This is a genomic window from Bacillus sp. ME78 (assembly GCF_903970865.1).
GTDB classification, from domain to species: Bacteria; Bacillota; Bacilli; order Bacillales; family Bacillaceae_G; genus Bacillus_A; species Bacillus_A cereus.
In genome coordinates this window covers 407,034-425,814 of sequence record NZ_CAJCKK010000001.1, presented here as the reverse complement: position 1 = coordinate 425,814, position 18,781 = coordinate 407,034, and the positions used below count along the sequence as shown (strand labels likewise).

Here is an 18,781-nt window from a genome sequence, read left to right as displayed (position 1 = left end):
TTCACAGAAAAAACGAACCCTTTATAAGGTTCGCACCAACTAATTTTTTATACATATACTATTATTACGCTTCTAAACGAATCATTTCAAGTCTTAACACTTCTAACTTTTGTACACACTCTTCTTTTTTCTGTTTATCATCTTCCATCATCGCATCATATAAAGTTGCTAATTCATAATCTAGCTCCAAACGTAGCACCGGTATTCTCTTTTCGGCATCTGTTCTCTTTAACGCATTAATCACCTGTCTCATATTATTTGCCTCCTCCCAATATTCGTCTGCCCTCGGACTAGAATTAATTCAATTTTCTGATTTTTTGTTTTATACTATACTATGTTGGATAAATCATCTATGCAACAAAATTATATTTTTTTATTTAAATTTTTTTGTGCTGTTTTTTTTATGAATAGTACAAGCTATGCTAAAATAAAAGCAAAATAGGAGTTGGAGGAACAATCATGACAATACAAACATTCAAGTCAACTGATTTTGATGTCTTTACAGTTGATGGTCTCGAAGAACGAATGAGTGCAATTAAAACGAACATTCATCCTAAGCTAGAAGCTTTAGGGGAACAATTTGCAGAATACTTATCCCAACACACTGATGAGAACTTTTTTTATCATGTTGCAAAACACGCACGTCGCAAAGTCAATCCACCAAACGATACTTGGGTTGCTTTTTCAACAAATAAACGAGGATATAAAATGCTACCGCATTTCCAAATCGGCTTATGGGGTACTCATGCCTTCATATACTTTGGTTTAATCTATGAGTGTCCACAAAAAGTTGAGACGGCTCATGCCTTCTTAGAACATTTAAATGATTTAAAAACAAATATTCCAAATAACTTCGTTTGGTCCATTGACCATACTAAACCAAGTGTGAAATTACATAAAACACTTGAAACCGAAGACTTACAAAAGATGATTGAACGACTAGCTACTGTAAAAAAAGCAGAATTATTAGTTGGTATTCATATATCACCAGAGGAGTTTTCAGCAATGACCAACGAACAATTCCTTGCTAAGATTGAATCTACGATGCAATCACTCCTTCCTTTATATGCACTTTGTAATCGATAGTAGAAAACGGACAATATATATTGTCCGTTTTTAGTTGTTATCACATTATATCACTTCAGTTTTTATTTTTCAAAATATTTTTTACATTTTTACAAGCTTTTGTTCTTCGACTTCCTTTGCTCTTTGAATAGCACGATATATAGAGTATCCACTTACTTCTTGAAACTCTTTATCAATTTTCTTTTCTTCTGCTTTCGATGGAACAATCTCTTTAAAACGACGATATAAACCCATTAATTCTTCTCTTATAATTCCTTTTTCATAAGCTTTCTCAATTGCTTCATAAAACTTCACAATTATAACCATTTCCTCATTTGACCAATCATAATCTAACGGATATTGATATTCCATTTCGCACCTCATTTATCATTTCTTCTTGTTTCATTATGCTATCTTAAAGAGAATGTTTTATTCTTCATTATAGCCACTCTGCATTATACACTATTTATTCATTTTAATGGAATTGTCTTCCTCCATTCATTAGTTGAGGCTAACTATTAAACATACTCACCTTAAAAATATTTTTTTCTATACATCTATAATTATTGGTGATATAATGCTTTTGTTTTATAGAAAATAAAGTGAAGCTACCATCTCAAAACCGATTTTTTGAATGGCAGAAAAACAAGCCTCATTCTAAAAAAAAGGACTTACCTTTTTTAGAGCAGGATTATATAAAACAAATTAAATATTATGAAGAAGAAGGGGTGTATAGATTGTCCCAATACGAAACACCATTGTTTACCGCTTTAGTTGAGCACAGTAAGCGAAATCCAATTCAATTCCATATTCCTGGTCATAAAAAAGGACAAGGCATGGATCCTACATTTCGCGAATTTATTGGGCATAATGCATTAGCAATTGATTTAATTAATATTGCGCCACTCGATGATTTACATCATCCAAAAGGTATGATTAAAGAAGCACAGGATTTAGCAGCCGCTGCATTCGGTGCAGATCATACTTTCTTTTCTATTCAAGGTACAAGTGGCGCTATTATGACAATGGTGATGAGCGTTTGCGGTCCTGGTGACAAAATCCTAGTACCACGAAACGTGCATAAATCAGTAATGTCAGCTATTATTTTCTCAGGTGCAAAACCGATTTTCATGCATCCTGAAATCGATCCGAAACTCGGTATTTCTCATGGAATCACAATTCAATCTGTCAAAAAAGCACTTGAAGAGCACTCAGATGCAAAGGGCTTACTTGTTATTAATCCAACGTACTTTGGATTTGCTGCAGACTTAGAACAGATTGTACAATTAGCACATTCTTATGACATCCCTGTACTAGTCGACGAGGCTCATGGTGTTCATATTCATTTTCACGATGAATTGCCGATGTCAGCGATGCAAGCTGGTGCAGACATGGCAGCAACAAGTGTTCACAAATTAGGAGGCTCTTTAACTCAAAGTTCTATTCTTAATGTGAAAGAAGGCTTGGTGAATGTAAAACATGTCCAATCTATTATTAGCATGCTTACAACTACATCAACTTCTTACATCTTGTTAGCATCACTTGATGTTGCGAGAAAACGTCTTGCTACAGAAGGAACAGCACTCATAGAACAAACAATACAATTAGCTGAACATGTTCGTGATGCTATAAATTCTATTGAGCATCTTTACTGTCCTGGAAAAGAAATGTTAGGTACAGATGCTACCTTTAACTATGATCCTACAAAGATAATTGTATCTGTAAAAGATTTAGGTATTACCGGCCACCAAGCTGAAGTATGGCTTAGAGAGCAATATAACATTGAAGTAGAACTCTCAGATCTATACAACATACTATGTCTTATCACTTTAGGAGACACAGAAAGTGATACAAATACACTTATTGCAGCATTACAAGATTTAGCAGCAACATTTAGAAATAGGGCAGATAAAGGTGTTCAAGTACAAGTAGAGATTCCAGAAATTCCAGTGCTAGCACTTTCTCCTCGAGATGCTTTTTATTCGGAAACAGAAGTCATTCCATTTGAAAATGCAGCGGGTCGTATTATAGCTGATTTTGTTATGGTTTATCCGCCAGGGATTCCAATCTTTACTCCGGGGGAAATTATTACACAAGAAAACTTAGAGTATATTCGTAAAAACTTAGAAGCAGGTTTACCTGTACAAGGTCCTGAAGATATGACATTACAAACATTACGTGTTATTAAAGAGTACAAGCCTATCAGTTGATAGGCTTTTTTTTCACCTTTTTTCCTTTTCTTCATACGATACTAAAGAATGTAACGTATAGGTGGGGATACTATTATGATTGTAATAGGCCGTTCTATTGTACATCCTTATATTACAAATGAATATGAGCCATTTGCAGCAGAGAAACAACAAATTTTATCAATAATGGCAGGAAATCAAGAAGTTTATTCCTTCCGAACAGCTGATGAACTCAGCTTTGATCTCAATTTACGAGTTAATATTATTATCTCTGCACTAGAACTTTTTCAAAGTGGATTTCAGTTTCGCACATTTCAACAATCCTTTTGCAACCCCCAGTATTGGAAAAGAACATCCCTTGGAGGATTCGAGCTTCTTCCAAACATACCACCTTCTATTGCCATACAAGATATTTTCAAAAACGGAAAACTATATGGAACTGAATGCGCAACCGCTATGATCATTATTTTTTATAAAGCTTTATTATCATTGTATGAGGAAGAAACTTTCAATCGTCTATTTGCAAACCTTTTACTTTATACATGGGACTACGATCAAGATCTAAGGCTCATAACAAAAACCGGTGGCGATCTTGTTCCAGGTGACCTCGTTTACTTTAAAAACCCACAAGTGAATCCAGCTACGATTGAGTGGCAAGGAGAAAACACAATCTATTTAGGAAATTTCTTTTTTTACGGACATGGCGTAGGTGTAAAAACAAAAGAAGAAATTATTTATTCATTAAATGAACGACGAGTCCCTTACGCTTTTATTTCAGCTTTCTTGACCGATACTATTACCCGTATAGATAGCCGTATAATGAGCCAATACGCTTCTTCTAGTACACCACAGACATCCATAAGCTTTATTCCAATTAGAGATGATGCAATCGTTGCAACAGTTGGCCATACAACTACAATTTATTAAAAAAGCGCCTACACATGTAGGCGCTTTTTCTTATTATTAAGCTTTTGTATGTTCTTTATGGTCACATTCGCAATGAGATCCACATTTCCCGTATAGTACTGTTGATTTTTCATCTTCAAAATGTCCAATTGTTCCTTCACATACTTGGCATACGATTGTTCCCATTTTCATTTCCCCCTGAGTTTTAATAGTAATCTATTTATCTATCATTAAGCTTTCGCATTATCTTTTCTAGCACAGTCACAATTTGTTCCACATTTTCCGTAAAGTACTGTCGTTTTCTCATCTTCAAAATGTCCGATTGTTCCTTCACATACTTGGCATACGATTGTTCCCATTTTTCATTTCCCCCTAAGTTTATGGTCCTAAAAACTTTTAGCTGTCCATTTCCTATAAATTATTGGGCTTTTGTATGCTCTGTGTGATCACATCCGCAAGATCCACATTTCCCGTAAAGTACCGTTACTTTCTCATCTTCGAAGTGTGCAATTGTACCTTCACAATCTTGACATACGATTGTTCCCATTTTTCATTTCCCCCTAAGTTTATAATCCCAAAAACTTTTTTGTAACCGCTTAACTTTCTGTCTTTATTTTAATATGTTATACTTTTTACGTCAATAGGTTTTTAGTATAACACATTAAATATTTTAAATTTTAATTAGTATGCGATATTCAAATAAAAAACAGCCATATTTATAAGTACGACTGTTTCACATTAATTATTCTTCATATTCCGCATGTAAAGAAGTTGACGGAACTAGAAATTTGAAAAACTGAGCTAACTCCTTCGCTTCCTCTTCTGATCCTAATTTAAAAATCTCCTGTATATATTGAACATTCTCTACATCATCTCTTCCGAGTAAAGTAGACCTTCCTGTTTGCATACAAACAATGAGCGGTTTTCCAAAAAACATATTTGTATAAATAACACCAAAATCATAACGTGTATCATGTGTCATAAACCCTAAAAATCGTACCTTCACACTTTCATGCTCATCATACAATTTTTCAAACATTGGTTTCCACCTTTCTACATCACGTTTCATTAATAGTATATTAAACAAAACATGTAATACTCCTTTTAATTGTCAAAAAATTCAGTAGGATGTAGAATGATAGTATTCTACTAAGTTAGGGGGAACTTATATGCAACACGCCTTTATTACGCTTGTACCTAAATCCAACCAACAATCTGTTTCAATAGATGATATAAAACAACTTTTTCATTATTATAAAACAGTTACTTCTAAAACTGGTGCCCAAATTAATTACACGTATACAAATACCGCTTTTCCTTATGAAATTTTAGATACATCTACAACAACATTAAAACTTCAATCCAATCACGACCGGTATGACTCAATTTATATTGGTGTTGGTATAGAAAATGAACAATTTTTCATCCAAGTTTCTTTACCACCTAATGCAACATATGGTGACAAAGGGAAAGCAAATGAATTTTGCCGTTTTTTAGCGAAGAAATTAGAAGGAGAGTTACAATTATTTAATGGAAGAACAATGTATTTTTATAAACGTTAATTTAAAAAATAAATAATACGATTAAAAATAGTATACAATTCGAACATGTAAGAAATAACGCTTGCTTTCTTACGTGTAATACAAAATACGCTATTACATAGGCTAAATACAGGAATACGAAAAAAAGAATAACTTTATAATGAAACTTATCACCATTCGATAATGTTAATACAGTGGAAAAGCCACTCCATAGTAGTAAATGATAAAATATAACATGTAATATTTTCATGGAACCTTCTCCTTTGACATGCTCTATTTTATTAATATATGGGGTTAAGTTTGAATCAATTACATATTATAGAATGATATATATTACCTTTGAAGTAAGTTACGCCTAAATCATTTGTTAAAGTATTATATATTCATTCGACAAGTACGTTTAAAGACCTTGCAAGTCATTTGATGAAAATAAAAATAGCCCCTCTCTTACAATAAGAGAGGGGCTATTTACATTACTTAAATTATTTTACAATGTGAATTGGCATTCCAAGAGCAACTTCAGCTGCTTCCATTGTGATTTCACCTAATGTTGGGTGAGCATGGATTGTTTGAGCGATATCTTCAGCTGTCATTCCAGCTTCGATAGCTAAACCAATCTCAGAGATAATATCAGAAGCACCTGCACCTGCAACTTGAGCACCTACAAGAAGACCATCTTCTTTACGTGTTACAAGTTGTAGGAAACCGTCAGTGCTGTTTAATGATAATGCACGACCGTTAGCAGCGAATGGGAACTTAGATACAGTTACAGTCATTCCAGCTTCTTCAGCTTGTTTTTTAGTGTAACCAACAGATGCTAATTCTGGATCAGTGAAGCATACTGCAGGAATTCCGATGTAATCGATAGCTGATGCATGGCCACTAATTGCTTCTACAGCTACTTTACCTTCGTAAGAAGCTTTGTGAGCTAATGGTGGTCCAGGAACGATATCACCGATTGCATAGATGTTTGGTACATTTGTACGACATTGCTCATCGATTTCGATGATGCCGCGGTCAGTCATTTTAACTCCAACTTGCTCAAGACCGATTTCTTGAGTGTTTGGACGACGACCTACAGTTACTAATACGTAATCTGCTTCTACAGTTTGGATTTCACCTTTAACTTCAAAGCTAACTTTTACGCCAGTTTCTGTTTCTTCAACGCCTTTAGCCATAGCTTTTGTATGGATATTTACGTTACCTTTTTTCTGTAGAGCACGTTTAACAACAGAGCTCATAGCTTTTTCGAAACCAGCTAAGATTTCGTCGCCAGCTTCTACTACAGTAACTTCTGTACCGAAGTTAGCATATGCAGTACCTAATTCCATACCGATGTAACCGCCGCCGATTACAACAAGTTTTTTAGGAATTTCAGGTAAGCTTAAAGCACCTGTAGAGTTGATAACACGTTTAGAGTATTTGAATCCTGGAATTTCGATTGGTGTAGAACCAGTTGCAAGAACAGCATTTTTAAACGTATAAGTTTGAGCTGCATCTTCAGTCATAACGCGTAATGTATTAGCATCTACGAAGTAAGCTTCACCGCGAATGATTTCAACTTTGTTACCTTTAAGAAGGCCTTCAACACCGCCAGTTAATTTCTTAACTACGCCGTTTTTCCATTCTTGAACTTTTGTAAAGTCAACTTTTACGTTCTCTGCAGTGATACCCATGTCATCAGAATGCATTGCATTCTCATAACGATGACCTGCATTGATTAACGCTTTTGAAGGAATACATCCAACGTTTAAGCATACGCCACCAAGGTTAGCTTTTTCAATGATTGCTACCTTTTGACCTAATTGTGCTGCACGAATTGCCGCAACGTATCCACCAGGACCTGCACCAACAACGACTGTATCTAATTCAATTGGGAAATCTCCTACTACCATTGTTATTACGCCTCCATTACTAATAATTGTGGGTCATTCAATAGACGTTTAATTTGGTTTAACGCTTTTTGAGCAGTTGCGCCGTCAATTAAACGATGGTCAAAGCTTAGAGATAATGCTAATACTGGAGCTGCAACGATCTCACCATTTTTCACAACTGGTTTTTCAGCGATACGGCCGATACCAAGGATTGCTACTTCTGGGTGATTGATAACTGGAGTGAACCATTGTCCACCTGCAGAACCAATGTTTGTAATTGTGCAAGAAGCACCTTTCATTTCAGTTGGAGCTAGACGACCTTCACGTGCTTTACCAGCAAGATCATTGATCTCGTTAGAAATAGTGAAGATAGACTTGCGATCTGTATCTTTAACCACTGGTACTAATAGACCTTTGTCTGTATCAGCTGCGATACCGATGTTGAAGTAATGTTTATGAACTACTTCTTGAGATGCATCGTCTAAAGAAGTGTTTAACATTGGGTATTCACGTAATGCAGATGTTAAAGCTTTAACAACGTATGGAAGGTAAGTTAATTTAATACCTTTATCAGCTGCTACTGCTTTGAACTTCTTACGGTGAGCAACAAGCTCAGTTACATCAACTTCATCCATTAATGTTACGTGAGGAGCTGTATGCTTAGAGTTAACCATTGCTTTCGCAATCGCTTTACGGATACCACTCATTTTCTCACGAGTTTCTGGATATTCACCAGCTGGAATTGGTTGTGCTTTTGGTGCTTCTTCTTTCGCTGCTGCTGGAGTAGCTTCTACTGCTGCTGGAGCCTCAGTTGCTGCTACAGTTTGTCCACCATTTGCAAATGCATCGATGTCAGCTTTTACGATACGGCCGTTCTTACCAGTACCAGCCACTTTATGAATGTCTACACCTTTTTCACGAGCGTATTTACGAACAGATGGCATAGCGATTACGCGCTCATTTACTACTTCTGCAGTTGCTGCTGGAGTAGCTTCCGCTGCTGGAGCTTCTACTGCTGCTTCTTCAGCTTTTGGAGCTTCATCATGATCGTCACCTTTAAATTTAAGGTTTTCGTATCCAGGAGCATCAAATTTAATTAATGTATCTCCTACGATTGCAACTGTTCCTTCTTCTACAAGTACTTCAAGTACTTTACCTTTAACAGGAGAAGGGATTTCTACTACTGCTTTATCATTTTGCACTTCAAGAAGTACATCGTCTTCATTTACTTCATCGCCTGGTTTAATAAACCATTTTACGATTTCACCTTCGTGGATACCTTCACCGATATCTGGTAGTTTAAATTCAAATGCCACGGAATTCAGCCCCCTGATTCATTTCATTATTATGGAATATGTACAAAAGAAACCAGCATGTGCTGATTTCTTTTGCACATGAAAAACTAAAAATTAGAAGTTCATTACTTTGTTTACAGCTTCAACAATATCCTTGTGGTTTGGTAACCATACGCTCTCTGCTTGAGAGAATGGGAATACTGTATCAGCAGCTGCAACACGTACAACTGGAGCTTCTAAGTTTAAGATTGCACGGTCGTTAATTTCCGCTACAACGTTAGCTGCAATACCAGCTTGTTTTTGAGCTTCTTGAACTACAACTACGCGACCTGTTTTTTCAACAGAAGCGATGATTGTTTCGATATCTAATGGTTGAACTGTACGTAAGTCAACAACCTCTAAAGAGATACCTTCTTTTTCAAGTTCTTCAGCAGCTTTTAATGCAGCGTGAACCATAGCACCGTAAGCGATAACAGATACATCTGTACCTTCACGTTTGATATCAGCTTTACCTAAATCAATTGTGTATTCGCCTTCTGGTACATCTTGACGGAATGAACGGTACAATTTCATATGCTCTAAGTAGATAACTGGATCGTTGTCACGAATCGCAGAGATTAAAAGACCTTTAGCATCGTATGGAGTAGATGGAATAACAACTTTTAGACCAGGTTGTTGAGCCACTAATCCTTCTAAGCTATCAGCATGTAGTTCAGGAGTATGAACACCACCACCGAATGGAGAACGAACTGTTACTGGAGCAGTCCAACGTCCACCAGAACGGTAACGCATACGAGCCAATTGACCAGAAATTGAATCCATTACTTCAAAAACGAAACCGAAGAATTGGATTTCTGGAACTGGACGGAATCCTTCAAGTGCAAGACCAACTGCAAGTCCACCAATACCAGACTCTGCAAGTGGAGTATCCATTACACGATCTTCACCAAATTCAGCTTGTAAACCTTCAGTAGCACGGAATACACCACCGTTTACACCAACGTCTTCACCAAATACAAGTACGTTAGGATCATTTTTCATTTCAACGCGTAAAGCATCAGTGATTGCTTGAATCATTGTCATTTGAGCCATGGCTTACTTCGACTCCTTTTCTTTGTAAATTTCATATTGTTCAGCTAAGTTGTAAGGCATTTTTTCGTACATGATTTCCATTAAATCAGTTACTTTTTGTTTTGGAGCTTGGTCAGCCTTAGCAATTGCTTGTTTGATATCTTCTTTTGCTTCTTCGATTACTGTCTCTTCAACTTCTTGAGACCATAGGCCTTTAGCTTCTAAGAACTTACGGAAGCGTACGATTGGGTCTTTTTGTTCCCATTCGTTTTCGATATCTTTTGTACGGTAACGAGTTGGGTCATCACCAGCCATTGTATGTGGACCGTAACGGAATGTTAAAGTCTCGATTAAAGTAGGGCCTTCGCCATTTACTGCGCGCTCACGAGCGAAAGCAGTTGCTGCGTATACAGCTAATGGATCCATACCGTCTACTTGAATTCCGTAAATACCTGCTGCTACTGCTTTTTGTGCTACAGTTTTAGCTGCAGATTGCTTTTCTACTGGAGTAGAAATTGCATAACGGTTGTTTTGAACAACGAAGATTGCTGGAGCTTTGAATGCACCTGCAAAGTTCATACCTTCGTAGAAGTCACCTTGTGAAGCACCACCGTCACCAGTGTAAGTAATTGCAACAGATTTTTTACCACGTAGTTTCATACCTAACGCAACACCAGCAGTTTGGATGATTTGCGCACCGATAATGATTTGTGGAGCTAATGCATTTACATTCTCAGGCATTTGGTTACCCATGAAGTGTCCACGAGAGAATAAGAATGCTTGGTATAATGGTAATCCGTGCCATACTAATTGTGGTACATCACGGTATCCTGGTAAGATGAAGTCTTCTGCTTCAAGTGCGAAATGACTCGCTAATTGAGAAGCTTCTTGTCCAGCTGTAGGTGCGTAGAAACCTAAACGTCCTTGACGGTTTAAAGAAATAGAACGTTGATCTAATACGCGTGTATACACCATACGACGCATTAATTCTTTTAATTGATCATCAGATAATTCAGGCATAGCTGCTTCATTCACAACTTCACCGTTTTCATTTAAAATTTGTAATGTTTCAAATTGAGCTGCGATAGCTTTCATTTGCTCATCAACATTAAATAGGGTCTTTTTTGTTTTAGTACCCATTCCGTTCACCTCTTCCTCTCTTGAACCATATTCTGAAACGCTTTCACTGGCTATTTTCCAGTTTAAAAAGCGCAACGATGTAAACCAACATGTTTGTCTGTCGGTTGAGAATAATTTTGTGTACCTAACAATCTGTACTAATGTTTTTTCAGAAACATATTAATACAATCTTGATCACGTTTTTTAGTTTACAACTATTCTAATTACGATGTCAATTACTTTGAATACGTTTTTTTATAAATAATATGCAGGTTTCTACTACACAAACGTGTTTTTATTTTTTACATCTGTATTAGTAAGCATTGACCTACTGTTATATTATTCCCTTTTTCACTTATTTTTTCTCTTAGAATAATATGTAAACGATTTAATTCTCTTTAGTTTTTCTCTCTTCGTAACAAAAATATACAAACTACTCTTCCTTTTTTAGGTAAATACCTATACATTTCCACCCTCTCTTCCATACATTATAGTAACCGCAGTATTAGCGGGAAATGATAAAGGAGGTCATCTCATGTACGGATACTCATATTGTTATCCAACTTGTTCATATCCTTCCTACGGTTATGGCGGTTCTTGTGGCGGGTCTGGACGCGGCTTCGCCTTAATCGTTGTGTTGTTTATTCTTTTAATTATCGTTGGTGCTGCTTGCATTCGCTAATGTAAAACGAAACAACTATGGAAAGAAAAAGACGGCTTTGCCGTCTTTTTCTTTTTATCACATACATAACTACTCTATAATAGAACGATTTCCAAAATGCCTACCCTTTCTTGCCGATGACTTTTTCCATCTCCTTTGGTAGACTAAAGAGGAAAGGAGAGATTACATATGCTTACAATGAAAGATGTTATTCGCGAAGGAGATCCTATTTTGCGCAACGTTGCAGAAGAGGTGTCATTACCGGCAAGCGAAGAAGATACAACTACCTTAAAAGAAATGATTGAATTCGTAATAAATAGCCAAGATCCTGAAATGGCTGAAAAATATAGTTTACGCCCTGGAATCGGATTAGCGGCTCCGCAAATCGGTGTTTCAAAAAAAATGATTGCAGTTCATGTAACCGATGCGGATGGTACATTATATAGCCATGCATTATTCAATCCAAAAATCATTAGCCATTCTGTTGAACGTACATATTTACAGGGTGGTGAAGGCTGTCTATCTGTAGACCGCGAAGTACCTGGTTATGTTCCTCGTTATACAAGAATTACAGTAAAAGCAACTTCTATTAACGGCGAAGAAGTAAAATTGCGTTTAAAAGGTTTACCAGCAATCGTATTCCAACACGAGATTGACCATTTAAATGGCGTTATGTTCTATGACCATATCAATAAAGAAAATCCTTTTGCCGCTCCTGATGATTCCAAACCTCTAGAGCGATAATAATAAAGAGGCGGAAGTTAATCTTCCGCCTCTTTATTATGAAATGGGTTCCATATTCACTTATAGCAATCCAGCCCACTTTAGTCCATGATATATACCGTCTTCACTAACATCCTTTGTCACATGATTTGCAAGTTTTTTCAAGTCTTCATGGCCATTTCCCATCACAATACCTGTGCCAACGGCTTCGATCATTTCTAAATCATTTAAACCATCTCCAAATGCATACACTTGATCACGATTAAAACCTAACTTTTCAATGTATTTCTCAATTCCTTTTGCCTTAGAACCACCATTCGGAATGATATCCATTGAATATGCATGCCAACGAATAAAATGAAAATCTGGATAATGATTAATAAACTTTTCCTCTTCATTTACTTCACAAAAAAGTAGTGTTTGATAAATATTACGTTCCTCATAAAAATTAGGCTCATATGGTGGATGCTCAAAGTTTAAGCTTCCAAAGCCTTCTTTCACATAATCATGATATTCCACTGATGCTCTCATATCTTGATGGTCAAGATATACAAGTGGATATCCTTCTTGTTTTGCAAACTGAGTAAACTTATGTAAAGCATCTGGATGTAACGGATTATTAAATATTATCTCATCTTCAAAGACAACGTATTGTCCATTAAAACTAACATAATTATGTATATCAAGTTCCTTACGAATATCTTCGAACATAAATGGCGCGCGCCCTGTCGCAATTGCTACATGTACACCTTTTTCTTGTAACTGTTTTACTGCATCTCGTGTAGATTGTGGAATTTTTTTATCATGATCTAATAATGTTCCATCAATATCAAAAAAGACAATTTTATCATTCATTTGTCAAAATCCTTTCTGGCACTCTATATTCCTATTTTGAATATCACTTTTCAAATTCTAAAAAAAAGTATAACATATTAAACATCTGTGAAGAAAGCGTTCCCTTTCTGACCTTATTTGTAAACTTTGCATATATATATTAGTAAAACATGTGGATACTTGTTCGGATGAATTTTCTTTTCCATTCTTCCTCATACTATACCTATAACTAACGGCTACTAATCGTTACTATAGAATAACTTTCACTGTATAGGAAAGGACAAGACTCACCATTCACTTTTGTCCTATCTCTTATATCAGAGATAGAATTTTCACTAGTAATATGCATGTTTAAAATAAGGAAAGGAAGGAGTAATCATGCTGAAGAAGCTGAAGAAAAAGCTCAAGCGTTATTTAAACGGTCTAGTCCGTAAAAAGACAATCGCTTAAATTGTGCCCATTTCGGGCTTTTTCTTCATTCTCATTCGAAAAAACATGAAAATCGTGACTGTTTGCTTTATAATAAGTAACAGATAATGCAAAACATAGACAAGGAGAGGTTTTCCAAATGATTTTTAAAGTATTTTATCAAGAAAAATTAACTGAGGTTCCAGTACGTGAAAATACAAAAGTTTTATATTTAGAGGCTACGTCTGAAAAGGATGTTCGTACAAAATTAAATAAGTTCGCATATAATATCGAGTTTGTTCAGTCTGTTACTGGCGCTCATCTTGAATATGAAAAAGAAAACGCTGATTTAACATTAGCGGAAATCGTATAGCGATATGAAATTTCTAAAAAACGACCAAGTTGCTGTATTTGCTCTCGGTGGGCTTGGTGAAATCGGTAAAAATACATACGCTGTTCAATTTCAAGATGAAATTATTATAATTGATGCTGGAATTAAATTTCCAGAGGACGAACTTCTCGGAATCGATTATGTAATACCAGACTACACTTATTTTGTGCGAAACGAAGATAAAATTAAAGGGTTATTCATTACACATGGTCACGAAGATCATATCGGCGGAATCCCTTACCTATTACGTCAAGTGAACATCCCGATTTACGGCGGAAAATTAGCAATTGCACTCATCAAAAACAAATTAGAAGAACACGGCTTACTTCGTAAAGCAAAACTTTACGAAATTCAAGAAGATGACGTTATTAAATTCAAAAAAACGTCTGTATCCTTCTTCCGTACAACTCACAGTATTCCAGATTCGTACGGCGTTGTTGTGAAAACACCTCAAGGTCAAGTTGTTCATACAGGTGATTTCAAATTTGATTTCACACCAGTTGGTGAACCAGCTGATTTAACAAAAATGGCTGAAATCGGTAAAGATGGCGTGCTATGTCTATTATCTGATAGTACGAACAGTGAAGTTCCAAACTTTACTATGTCTGAACGTCGCGTTGGTGATAGCATTCAAGACATTTTCCGTAAAGTAGACGGACGGATTATATTCGCAACCTTTGCATCAAATATTCACCGCTTACAACAAGTTATTGAAGCTGCTGTTGAAAACAACCGTAAAGTAGCTGTGTTTGGTCGAAGTATGGAAGCAGCGATTGAAATCGGACAAAACCTTGGTTATATTCGTTGCCCGAAAGATACATTCATAGATGCATCTCAACTAAACCGCTTACCAGCTAATAAAGTTGTTATTTTATGTACAGGTAGTCAAGGTGAACCGATGGCAGCACTTTCACGTATTGCAAACGGTACACACCGCCAAATTCAAATTATTCCTGGAGATACAGTTGTTTTCTCTTCTTCACCAATTCCAGGAAATACAATTAGCGTAAGTCGTACAATTAACATGTTGTACCGCGCTGGCGCTGATGTAATTCACGGGAAACTTTCAAATATCCATACAAGTGGACACGGTGGACAAGAAGAACAAAAGTTAATGTTACGTCTAATTAAACCGAAGTACTTCATGCCAATTCATGGTGAATATCGTATGCAGCGTATGCACATGAACATAGCAAATGATTGTGGTATCCCTGAAGAAAATTGCTTCATTATGGATAATGGCGATGTTCTTGCTTTACGTTCTGATGAAGCTAGCGTAGCTGGAAAAATCCCATCTGGTTCGGTCTACATTGATGGAAACGGTATTGGGGATATCGGCAATATCGTATTACGAGATCGTCGTATCCTTTCTGAAGAAGGACTTGTAATTGTAGTTGTAAGCATTGATATGAAAGAATTTAAAGTTGCAGCAGGACCTGATATCATCTCACGCGGTTTCGTTTACATGCGTGAAAGCAGCGATTTAATCAATGATGCACAAACATTAATTACAACTCATTTAGAAAAAGTAATGGAGCGTAAAACAACACAATGGTCTGAAATTAAAAATGAAATTACAGACACATTAGCTCCATTCCTATATGAGAAAACGAAACGCCGTCCAATGATTTTACCCATCATTATGGAAATATAAGAAAAAGGACAATGCTATGAAGGCATTGTCCTTTTCTTTTCTCTTATCTTAAAAAGTGTTTAAATCGATCCACTTCATCGTCATGACCAATGACAATTAATATATCTCCTGCTTGAATATTCTCCGTAGCCCGAGGGGATACGATAACTTCTTTACCTCGTTTAATTGCTACAATATTCAATCCAAACTTCGCACGAATATCTAATTCAATTAAAGAGTGCCCATCAATTTTTTTATTCGCAATAATCTCTACAATACTATGCTCATCTGAAAGCTCAAGGTAGTCTAACACATTGCTTGATGCAATATTATTAGCAATCCTTTTTCCCATATCACGTTCTGGATGCACAATATGATCTGCACCTATTTTACTTAACACTTTTTCATGATAATCATTTTGAGCTTTTACAGTAATATTTTTTACACCCAATTCTTTCAAAATCAAAGTAGTTAGAATACTTGAATTTAAATTATCTCCAATAGCAACGACTACGTGATCAAAATTTCGAATACCAAGGCTTTTTAATACCATCTCATCTGTTGAATCTGCAATTACAGCATGCGAAGCTATATTTGCAAATTCATTAATTTTATCCTCATCTGAGTCGATTGCCATTACTTCCATACCTAATTGAGCTAGTTCTCGGCAAATACTTCCACCAAAGCGACCAAGTCCAATGACAGCAAATTCTTTTTCTTTCTCACCCACAGGAATTCCTCCAATAACTTCAAGTACTATTTATTTTCAGTGTAACACATTTTATATGCGTCACAAAAACTGTAATTAGCTCTTATTTTTGTTTTTGTATATAAAAATATTGTTGCAAGTAAAAAGCGATACCAACAAGTAACATAGCAAATACAAATATATTTCCAAACGAACTAAATGTTTCAAAAACGAATAATAATGTTTCTTGACCAAAAAAGGCAAATAGAAGCTGTATGAATGCAAATAACAACGCCCATATGTAATGATGTTGATGGAATAAATAATGCGTTGCACCTAAAAAAGCAATAAACGAAAAGATAAAGATCCACCAATTTTCTAAAAATAGTTGCCAACTAGAAAATTGATATCCATTTACTAATATCGCAATAAGCGCGATAACTGCCATCGTCGGCACACTCCAAAATAATGCCCGTCCTCTAAAGAAACAAGTGCCTTTAACATCTCCTTTTTCATGTGCAATATAAGTTAGTACTACTGTGCTTATATACAAAACAGAAAGAATTGTTAAAACGATAATAAGCCAAAAATGTAATTGATAATATTCATGTTCTATATTTGTCACGATTGCAGCTAACATGCATGGAATTAACATTCCCGTCCAACCATCTACTTTTCTTTCATTCCAAAAGACCGTATTACCAATCCTTATTCCTAACAACATAAAAATAATGATACCCAATACAAATAACGTAGTTTTATTCCCTACTAAACTCGTTGAGAAAGCAATTAATCCAATAAATAAAAAGAGCACAAACCCATTCATAATTTCTAGTACAGGTGATAAATATCTCTTCACCCATTTGTATGTTTCGTCATATTCATTATTATCTACTAAACGATAGGCATAAAAACTTATCCCAAAATAAACCGCCGCAATAATAACATACGCATATAAGACGAAACATAAAATCGCACTGCTAATTTGCACGTAATTCCCCACCCTTTTTTCTATGTTTCACATTGATTTTACACACTTTTCATACTAAAAGTAAACATATATAAGTTAGTCAAATAATTAATAATGAGCAGTGGCTAAAAACCCCCTGCTCATTATTAAAACAGTCCAATTAACTTTATTCTTTCATTTGTATGTAAATGTCTAAAATCAATCTATACGAGCGTTACTTACACCTCATAACAAAAAGTTTTTTGGAACCTTCAATAAAGCGGAAGTTTTATTTTCTATTCCCTTTCCACTTTACATATTGGCTTAAAAATGTAATTGCCTTTTCAATCACTTCTTCGTCTGGTTTTAATTTCGCATGATGTAAACCATATTCTGAATTTACTCCAAGCCAAAACATAAATCCAGGGATTTCTCGAAGCATATAACCAAAATCTTCACCTGTCATTGCCTCAGTACATGTAATAACATTCATATCTGTTTGTTTATGTACAAATTGCATAAACTCTCTTGTTAACTCTTCATGGTTATATACTTGATGATACATTGCTCCGTAATCTATAATCGCCTCACACTGGAAAGAAGCTTCGATACCTGCAACAATTGCCTCAATTCTGCTTTTCACACGCTTCATTGATTCCACTGATAATGTTCGAATCGTTCCTTCTAAACGAGATTTTTCTGCAATAATATTTTGAACCGTACCACCTGTAATTTTCCCGATTGTAATTACTGCACTATCAAGAGGATTTACATTGCGACTAATAACGGATTGAAGCTGTGTAACAAGATGACTCGCTGCAACAATCATATCATTTGCAGTATGCGGATAGGCAGCATGGCCACCTTTCCCTCTTAAATCAATATATAATTCTGAAGTATTAGCAAATAACAGTCCTTCTTTCGTTGCAATTGTCCCTACAGCGTATTCTGGTGCAATATGAAGACCAAGAATTATATTTGGTTTCCATTCTTTTAACTCTTCACTTTCTAACATAGGAAGAGCACCGCCTGGTCCTTCTTCTGCTGGCTGGAATAGAAATACAAGGTCATCATCTATTCTTTCGCTCACAGCTTTCGTTAGAAGGCCTAAACCGATTGTTGTATGTACATCGTGGCCACATGCATGCATCATTCCTTCATGAATAGAAGCAAACTCATATCCAGTTTCCTCTGTAATTGGCAGACCATCTATATCTGCACGATAACCTATTATTTTTTCTGGATTTTTTCCATTTACTTTAACGATTACACCCGTTTTCCATGTCTTCATTTCCACAAATTCATGAGAAAGTGTTCCTATATAATCTAAAATATACTGTTGTGTTTTCCATTCCTTAAATCCAATTTCTGGAATTCTATGTAGATCTCTACGAATTTGGACAAATTTGCTTACTGTCATTTTTGCACCTCTAT

Annotated in this window: 23 protein-coding genes; 8 read left to right on the top strand and 15 right to left on the bottom strand. The window is 35.7% G+C overall.

Annotated elements, in window-relative coordinates:
- Positions 1-64 precede the first annotated feature (64 nt).
- Complete coding sequence (locus H6481_RS02390) at positions 65-253, bottom strand: hypothetical protein (protein WP_001250164.1); 189 nt, start codon at positions 251-253, stop codon at positions 65-67.
- A gap of 206 nt (positions 254-459) precedes the next feature.
- On the opposite strand from H6481_RS02390, the gene H6481_RS02385 reads away from it, so the two are divergent.
- A complete protein-coding gene (locus tag H6481_RS02385) occupies positions 460-1,086 on the top strand; it encodes a DUF1054 domain-containing protein (protein ID WP_182810993.1) in 627 nt (208 codons plus the stop codon).
- An 81-nt stretch (positions 1,087-1,167) separates the two neighbouring features.
- Here the strand turns inward: H6481_RS02385 and H6481_RS02380 are convergent, their stop codons facing one another.
- Complete coding sequence (locus H6481_RS02380; RefSeq protein WP_000456546.1) at positions 1,168-1,437, bottom strand: UPF0223 family protein; 270 nt, start codon at positions 1,435-1,437, stop codon at positions 1,168-1,170.
- Between the two features lie 365 nt (positions 1,438-1,802).
- Here H6481_RS02380 and speA point away from each other — a divergent pair, with 365 nt between their 5' ends.
- Together speA and H6481_RS02370 are read left to right on the top strand one after the other, a co-directional pair.
- Positions 1,803-3,275 (top strand): arginine decarboxylase, encoded by a 1,473-nt coding sequence (speA, locus tag H6481_RS02375; protein WP_000084899.1) that lies wholly within the window; start codon positions 1,803-1,805, stop codon positions 3,273-3,275.
- A gap of 75 nt (positions 3,276-3,350) precedes the next feature.
- Positions 3,351-4,181 (top strand): protein-glutamine gamma-glutamyltransferase, encoded by an 831-nt coding sequence (locus tag H6481_RS02370; RefSeq protein ID WP_000635339.1) that lies wholly within the window; start codon positions 3,351-3,353, stop codon positions 4,179-4,181.
- A 36-nt stretch (positions 4,182-4,217) separates the two neighbouring features.
- Here H6481_RS02370 and H6481_RS02365 read toward each other — a convergent pair whose 3' ends face one another.
- From H6481_RS02365 to H6481_RS02350, 4 genes are all read right to left on the bottom strand, one after another.
- Positions 4,218-4,346 (bottom strand): GapA-binding peptide SR1P, encoded by a 129-nt coding sequence (locus H6481_RS02365; RefSeq protein WP_000536796.1) that lies wholly within the window; start codon positions 4,344-4,346, stop codon positions 4,218-4,220.
- 44 nt (positions 4,347-4,390) lie between these two features.
- Positions 4,391-4,519 (bottom strand): GapA-binding peptide SR1P, encoded by a 129-nt coding sequence (locus tag H6481_RS02360; RefSeq protein WP_000536803.1) that lies wholly within the window; start codon positions 4,517-4,519, stop codon positions 4,391-4,393.
- A 59-nt stretch (positions 4,520-4,578) separates the two neighbouring features.
- Positions 4,579-4,707, bottom strand: coding sequence for a GapA-binding peptide SR1P (locus H6481_RS02355; protein ID WP_000536778.1), 129 nt, complete (start codon positions 4,705-4,707; stop codon positions 4,579-4,581).
- 195 nt (positions 4,708-4,902) lie between these two features.
- Positions 4,903-5,199 (bottom strand): DUF3055 domain-containing protein, encoded by a 297-nt coding sequence (locus H6481_RS02350; RefSeq protein WP_000462038.1) that lies wholly within the window; start codon positions 5,197-5,199, stop codon positions 4,903-4,905.
- A 130-nt stretch (positions 5,200-5,329) separates the two neighbouring features.
- On the opposite strand from H6481_RS02350, the gene H6481_RS02345 reads away from it, so the two are divergent.
- Positions 5,330-5,722, top strand: a complete 393-nt coding sequence (locus H6481_RS02345) for a DUF1885 family protein (protein WP_001163297.1) — start codon at positions 5,330-5,332, stop codon at positions 5,720-5,722.
- A 1-nt stretch (position 5,723) separates the two neighbouring features.
- On the opposite strand, the gene H6481_RS02340 is transcribed toward H6481_RS02345, so the two are convergent.
- The 5 genes from H6481_RS02340 to pdhA all read right to left on the bottom strand — a co-directional run bounded on the left by H6481_RS02340 (position 5,724) and on the right by pdhA (position 11,081).
- Positions 5,724-5,951, bottom strand: a complete 228-nt coding sequence (locus H6481_RS02340; protein WP_000697470.1) for a hypothetical protein — start codon at positions 5,949-5,951, stop codon at positions 5,724-5,726.
- 232 nt (positions 5,952-6,183) lie between these two features.
- A complete protein-coding gene (gene lpdA / locus H6481_RS02335; protein ID WP_000260104.1) occupies positions 6,184-7,596 on the bottom strand; it encodes a dihydrolipoyl dehydrogenase in 1,413 nt (470 codons plus the stop codon).
- Between the two features lie 5 nt (positions 7,597-7,601).
- Positions 7,602-8,891 (bottom strand): pyruvate dehydrogenase complex dihydrolipoyllysine-residue acetyltransferase, encoded by a 1,290-nt coding sequence (gene pdhC / locus H6481_RS02330; RefSeq protein ID WP_000863420.1) that lies wholly within the window; start codon positions 8,889-8,891, stop codon positions 7,602-7,604.
- 93 nt (positions 8,892-8,984) lie between these two features.
- On the bottom strand, positions 8,985-9,962 hold the full coding sequence (gene pdhB / locus H6481_RS02325; protein WP_000068163.1) for a pyruvate dehydrogenase complex E1 component subunit beta: 978 nt from the start codon (positions 9,960-9,962) through the stop codon (positions 8,985-8,987).
- A gap of 3 nt (positions 9,963-9,965) precedes the next feature.
- Positions 9,966-11,081: a pyruvate dehydrogenase E1 component subunit alpha gene (gene pdhA, locus H6481_RS02320; protein WP_000536895.1), complete on the bottom strand. Its 1,116-nt coding sequence runs from the start codon at positions 11,079-11,081 to the stop codon at positions 9,966-9,968.
- A 514-nt stretch (positions 11,082-11,595) separates the two neighbouring features.
- On the opposite strand from pdhA, the gene H6481_RS02315 reads away from it, so the two are divergent.
- Positions 11,596-11,742, top strand: a complete 147-nt coding sequence (locus H6481_RS02315) for a YjcZ family sporulation protein (RefSeq protein WP_000274562.1) — start codon at positions 11,596-11,598, stop codon at positions 11,740-11,742.
- A 168-nt stretch (positions 11,743-11,910) separates the two neighbouring features.
- Positions 11,911-12,465: a peptide deformylase gene (gene def, locus H6481_RS02310; protein ID WP_000957048.1), complete on the top strand. Its 555-nt coding sequence runs from the start codon at positions 11,911-11,913 to the stop codon at positions 12,463-12,465.
- A gap of 60 nt (positions 12,466-12,525) precedes the next feature.
- Here def and H6481_RS02305 read toward each other — a convergent pair whose 3' ends face one another.
- Entirely contained in the window at positions 12,526-13,299 is a 774-nt protein-coding gene (locus H6481_RS02305) for a Cof-type HAD-IIB family hydrolase (RefSeq protein WP_000998265.1), read from the bottom strand.
- 547 nt (positions 13,300-13,846) lie between these two features.
- On the opposite strand from H6481_RS02305, the gene H6481_RS02300 reads away from it, so the two are divergent.
- Together H6481_RS02300 and rnjA are read left to right on the top strand one after the other, a co-directional pair.
- A complete protein-coding gene (locus H6481_RS02300; RefSeq protein ID WP_000576435.1) occupies positions 13,847-14,059 on the top strand; it encodes a DNA-dependent RNA polymerase subunit epsilon in 213 nt (70 codons plus the stop codon).
- A 4-nt stretch (positions 14,060-14,063) separates the two neighbouring features.
- Positions 14,064-15,731, top strand: a complete 1,668-nt coding sequence (rnjA, locus tag H6481_RS02295) for a ribonuclease J1 (protein WP_000670375.1) — start codon at positions 14,064-14,066, stop codon at positions 15,729-15,731.
- A 43-nt stretch (positions 15,732-15,774) separates the two neighbouring features.
- Here the strand turns inward: rnjA and H6481_RS02290 are convergent, their stop codons facing one another.
- From H6481_RS02290 to H6481_RS02280, 3 genes are all read right to left on the bottom strand, one after another.
- The gene (locus H6481_RS02290; RefSeq protein ID WP_000504032.1) at positions 15,775-16,440 is read right to left on the bottom strand and encodes a TrkA family potassium uptake protein; all 666 of its coding nucleotides are present in this window, start codon (positions 16,438-16,440) and stop codon (positions 15,775-15,777) included.
- Positions 16,441-16,522: 82 nt separating this feature from the next.
- On the bottom strand, positions 16,523-17,389 hold the full coding sequence (locus H6481_RS02285; RefSeq protein WP_023522927.1) for a cytochrome d ubiquinol oxidase subunit II-related protein: 867 nt from the start codon (positions 17,387-17,389) through the stop codon (positions 16,523-16,525).
- 247 nt (positions 17,390-17,636) lie between these two features.
- Positions 17,637-18,767 (bottom strand): N-acetyldiaminopimelate deacetylase, encoded by a 1,131-nt coding sequence (locus H6481_RS02280; RefSeq protein ID WP_182810991.1) that lies wholly within the window; start codon positions 18,765-18,767, stop codon positions 17,637-17,639.
- Positions 18,768-18,781 lie beyond the last annotated feature (14 nt).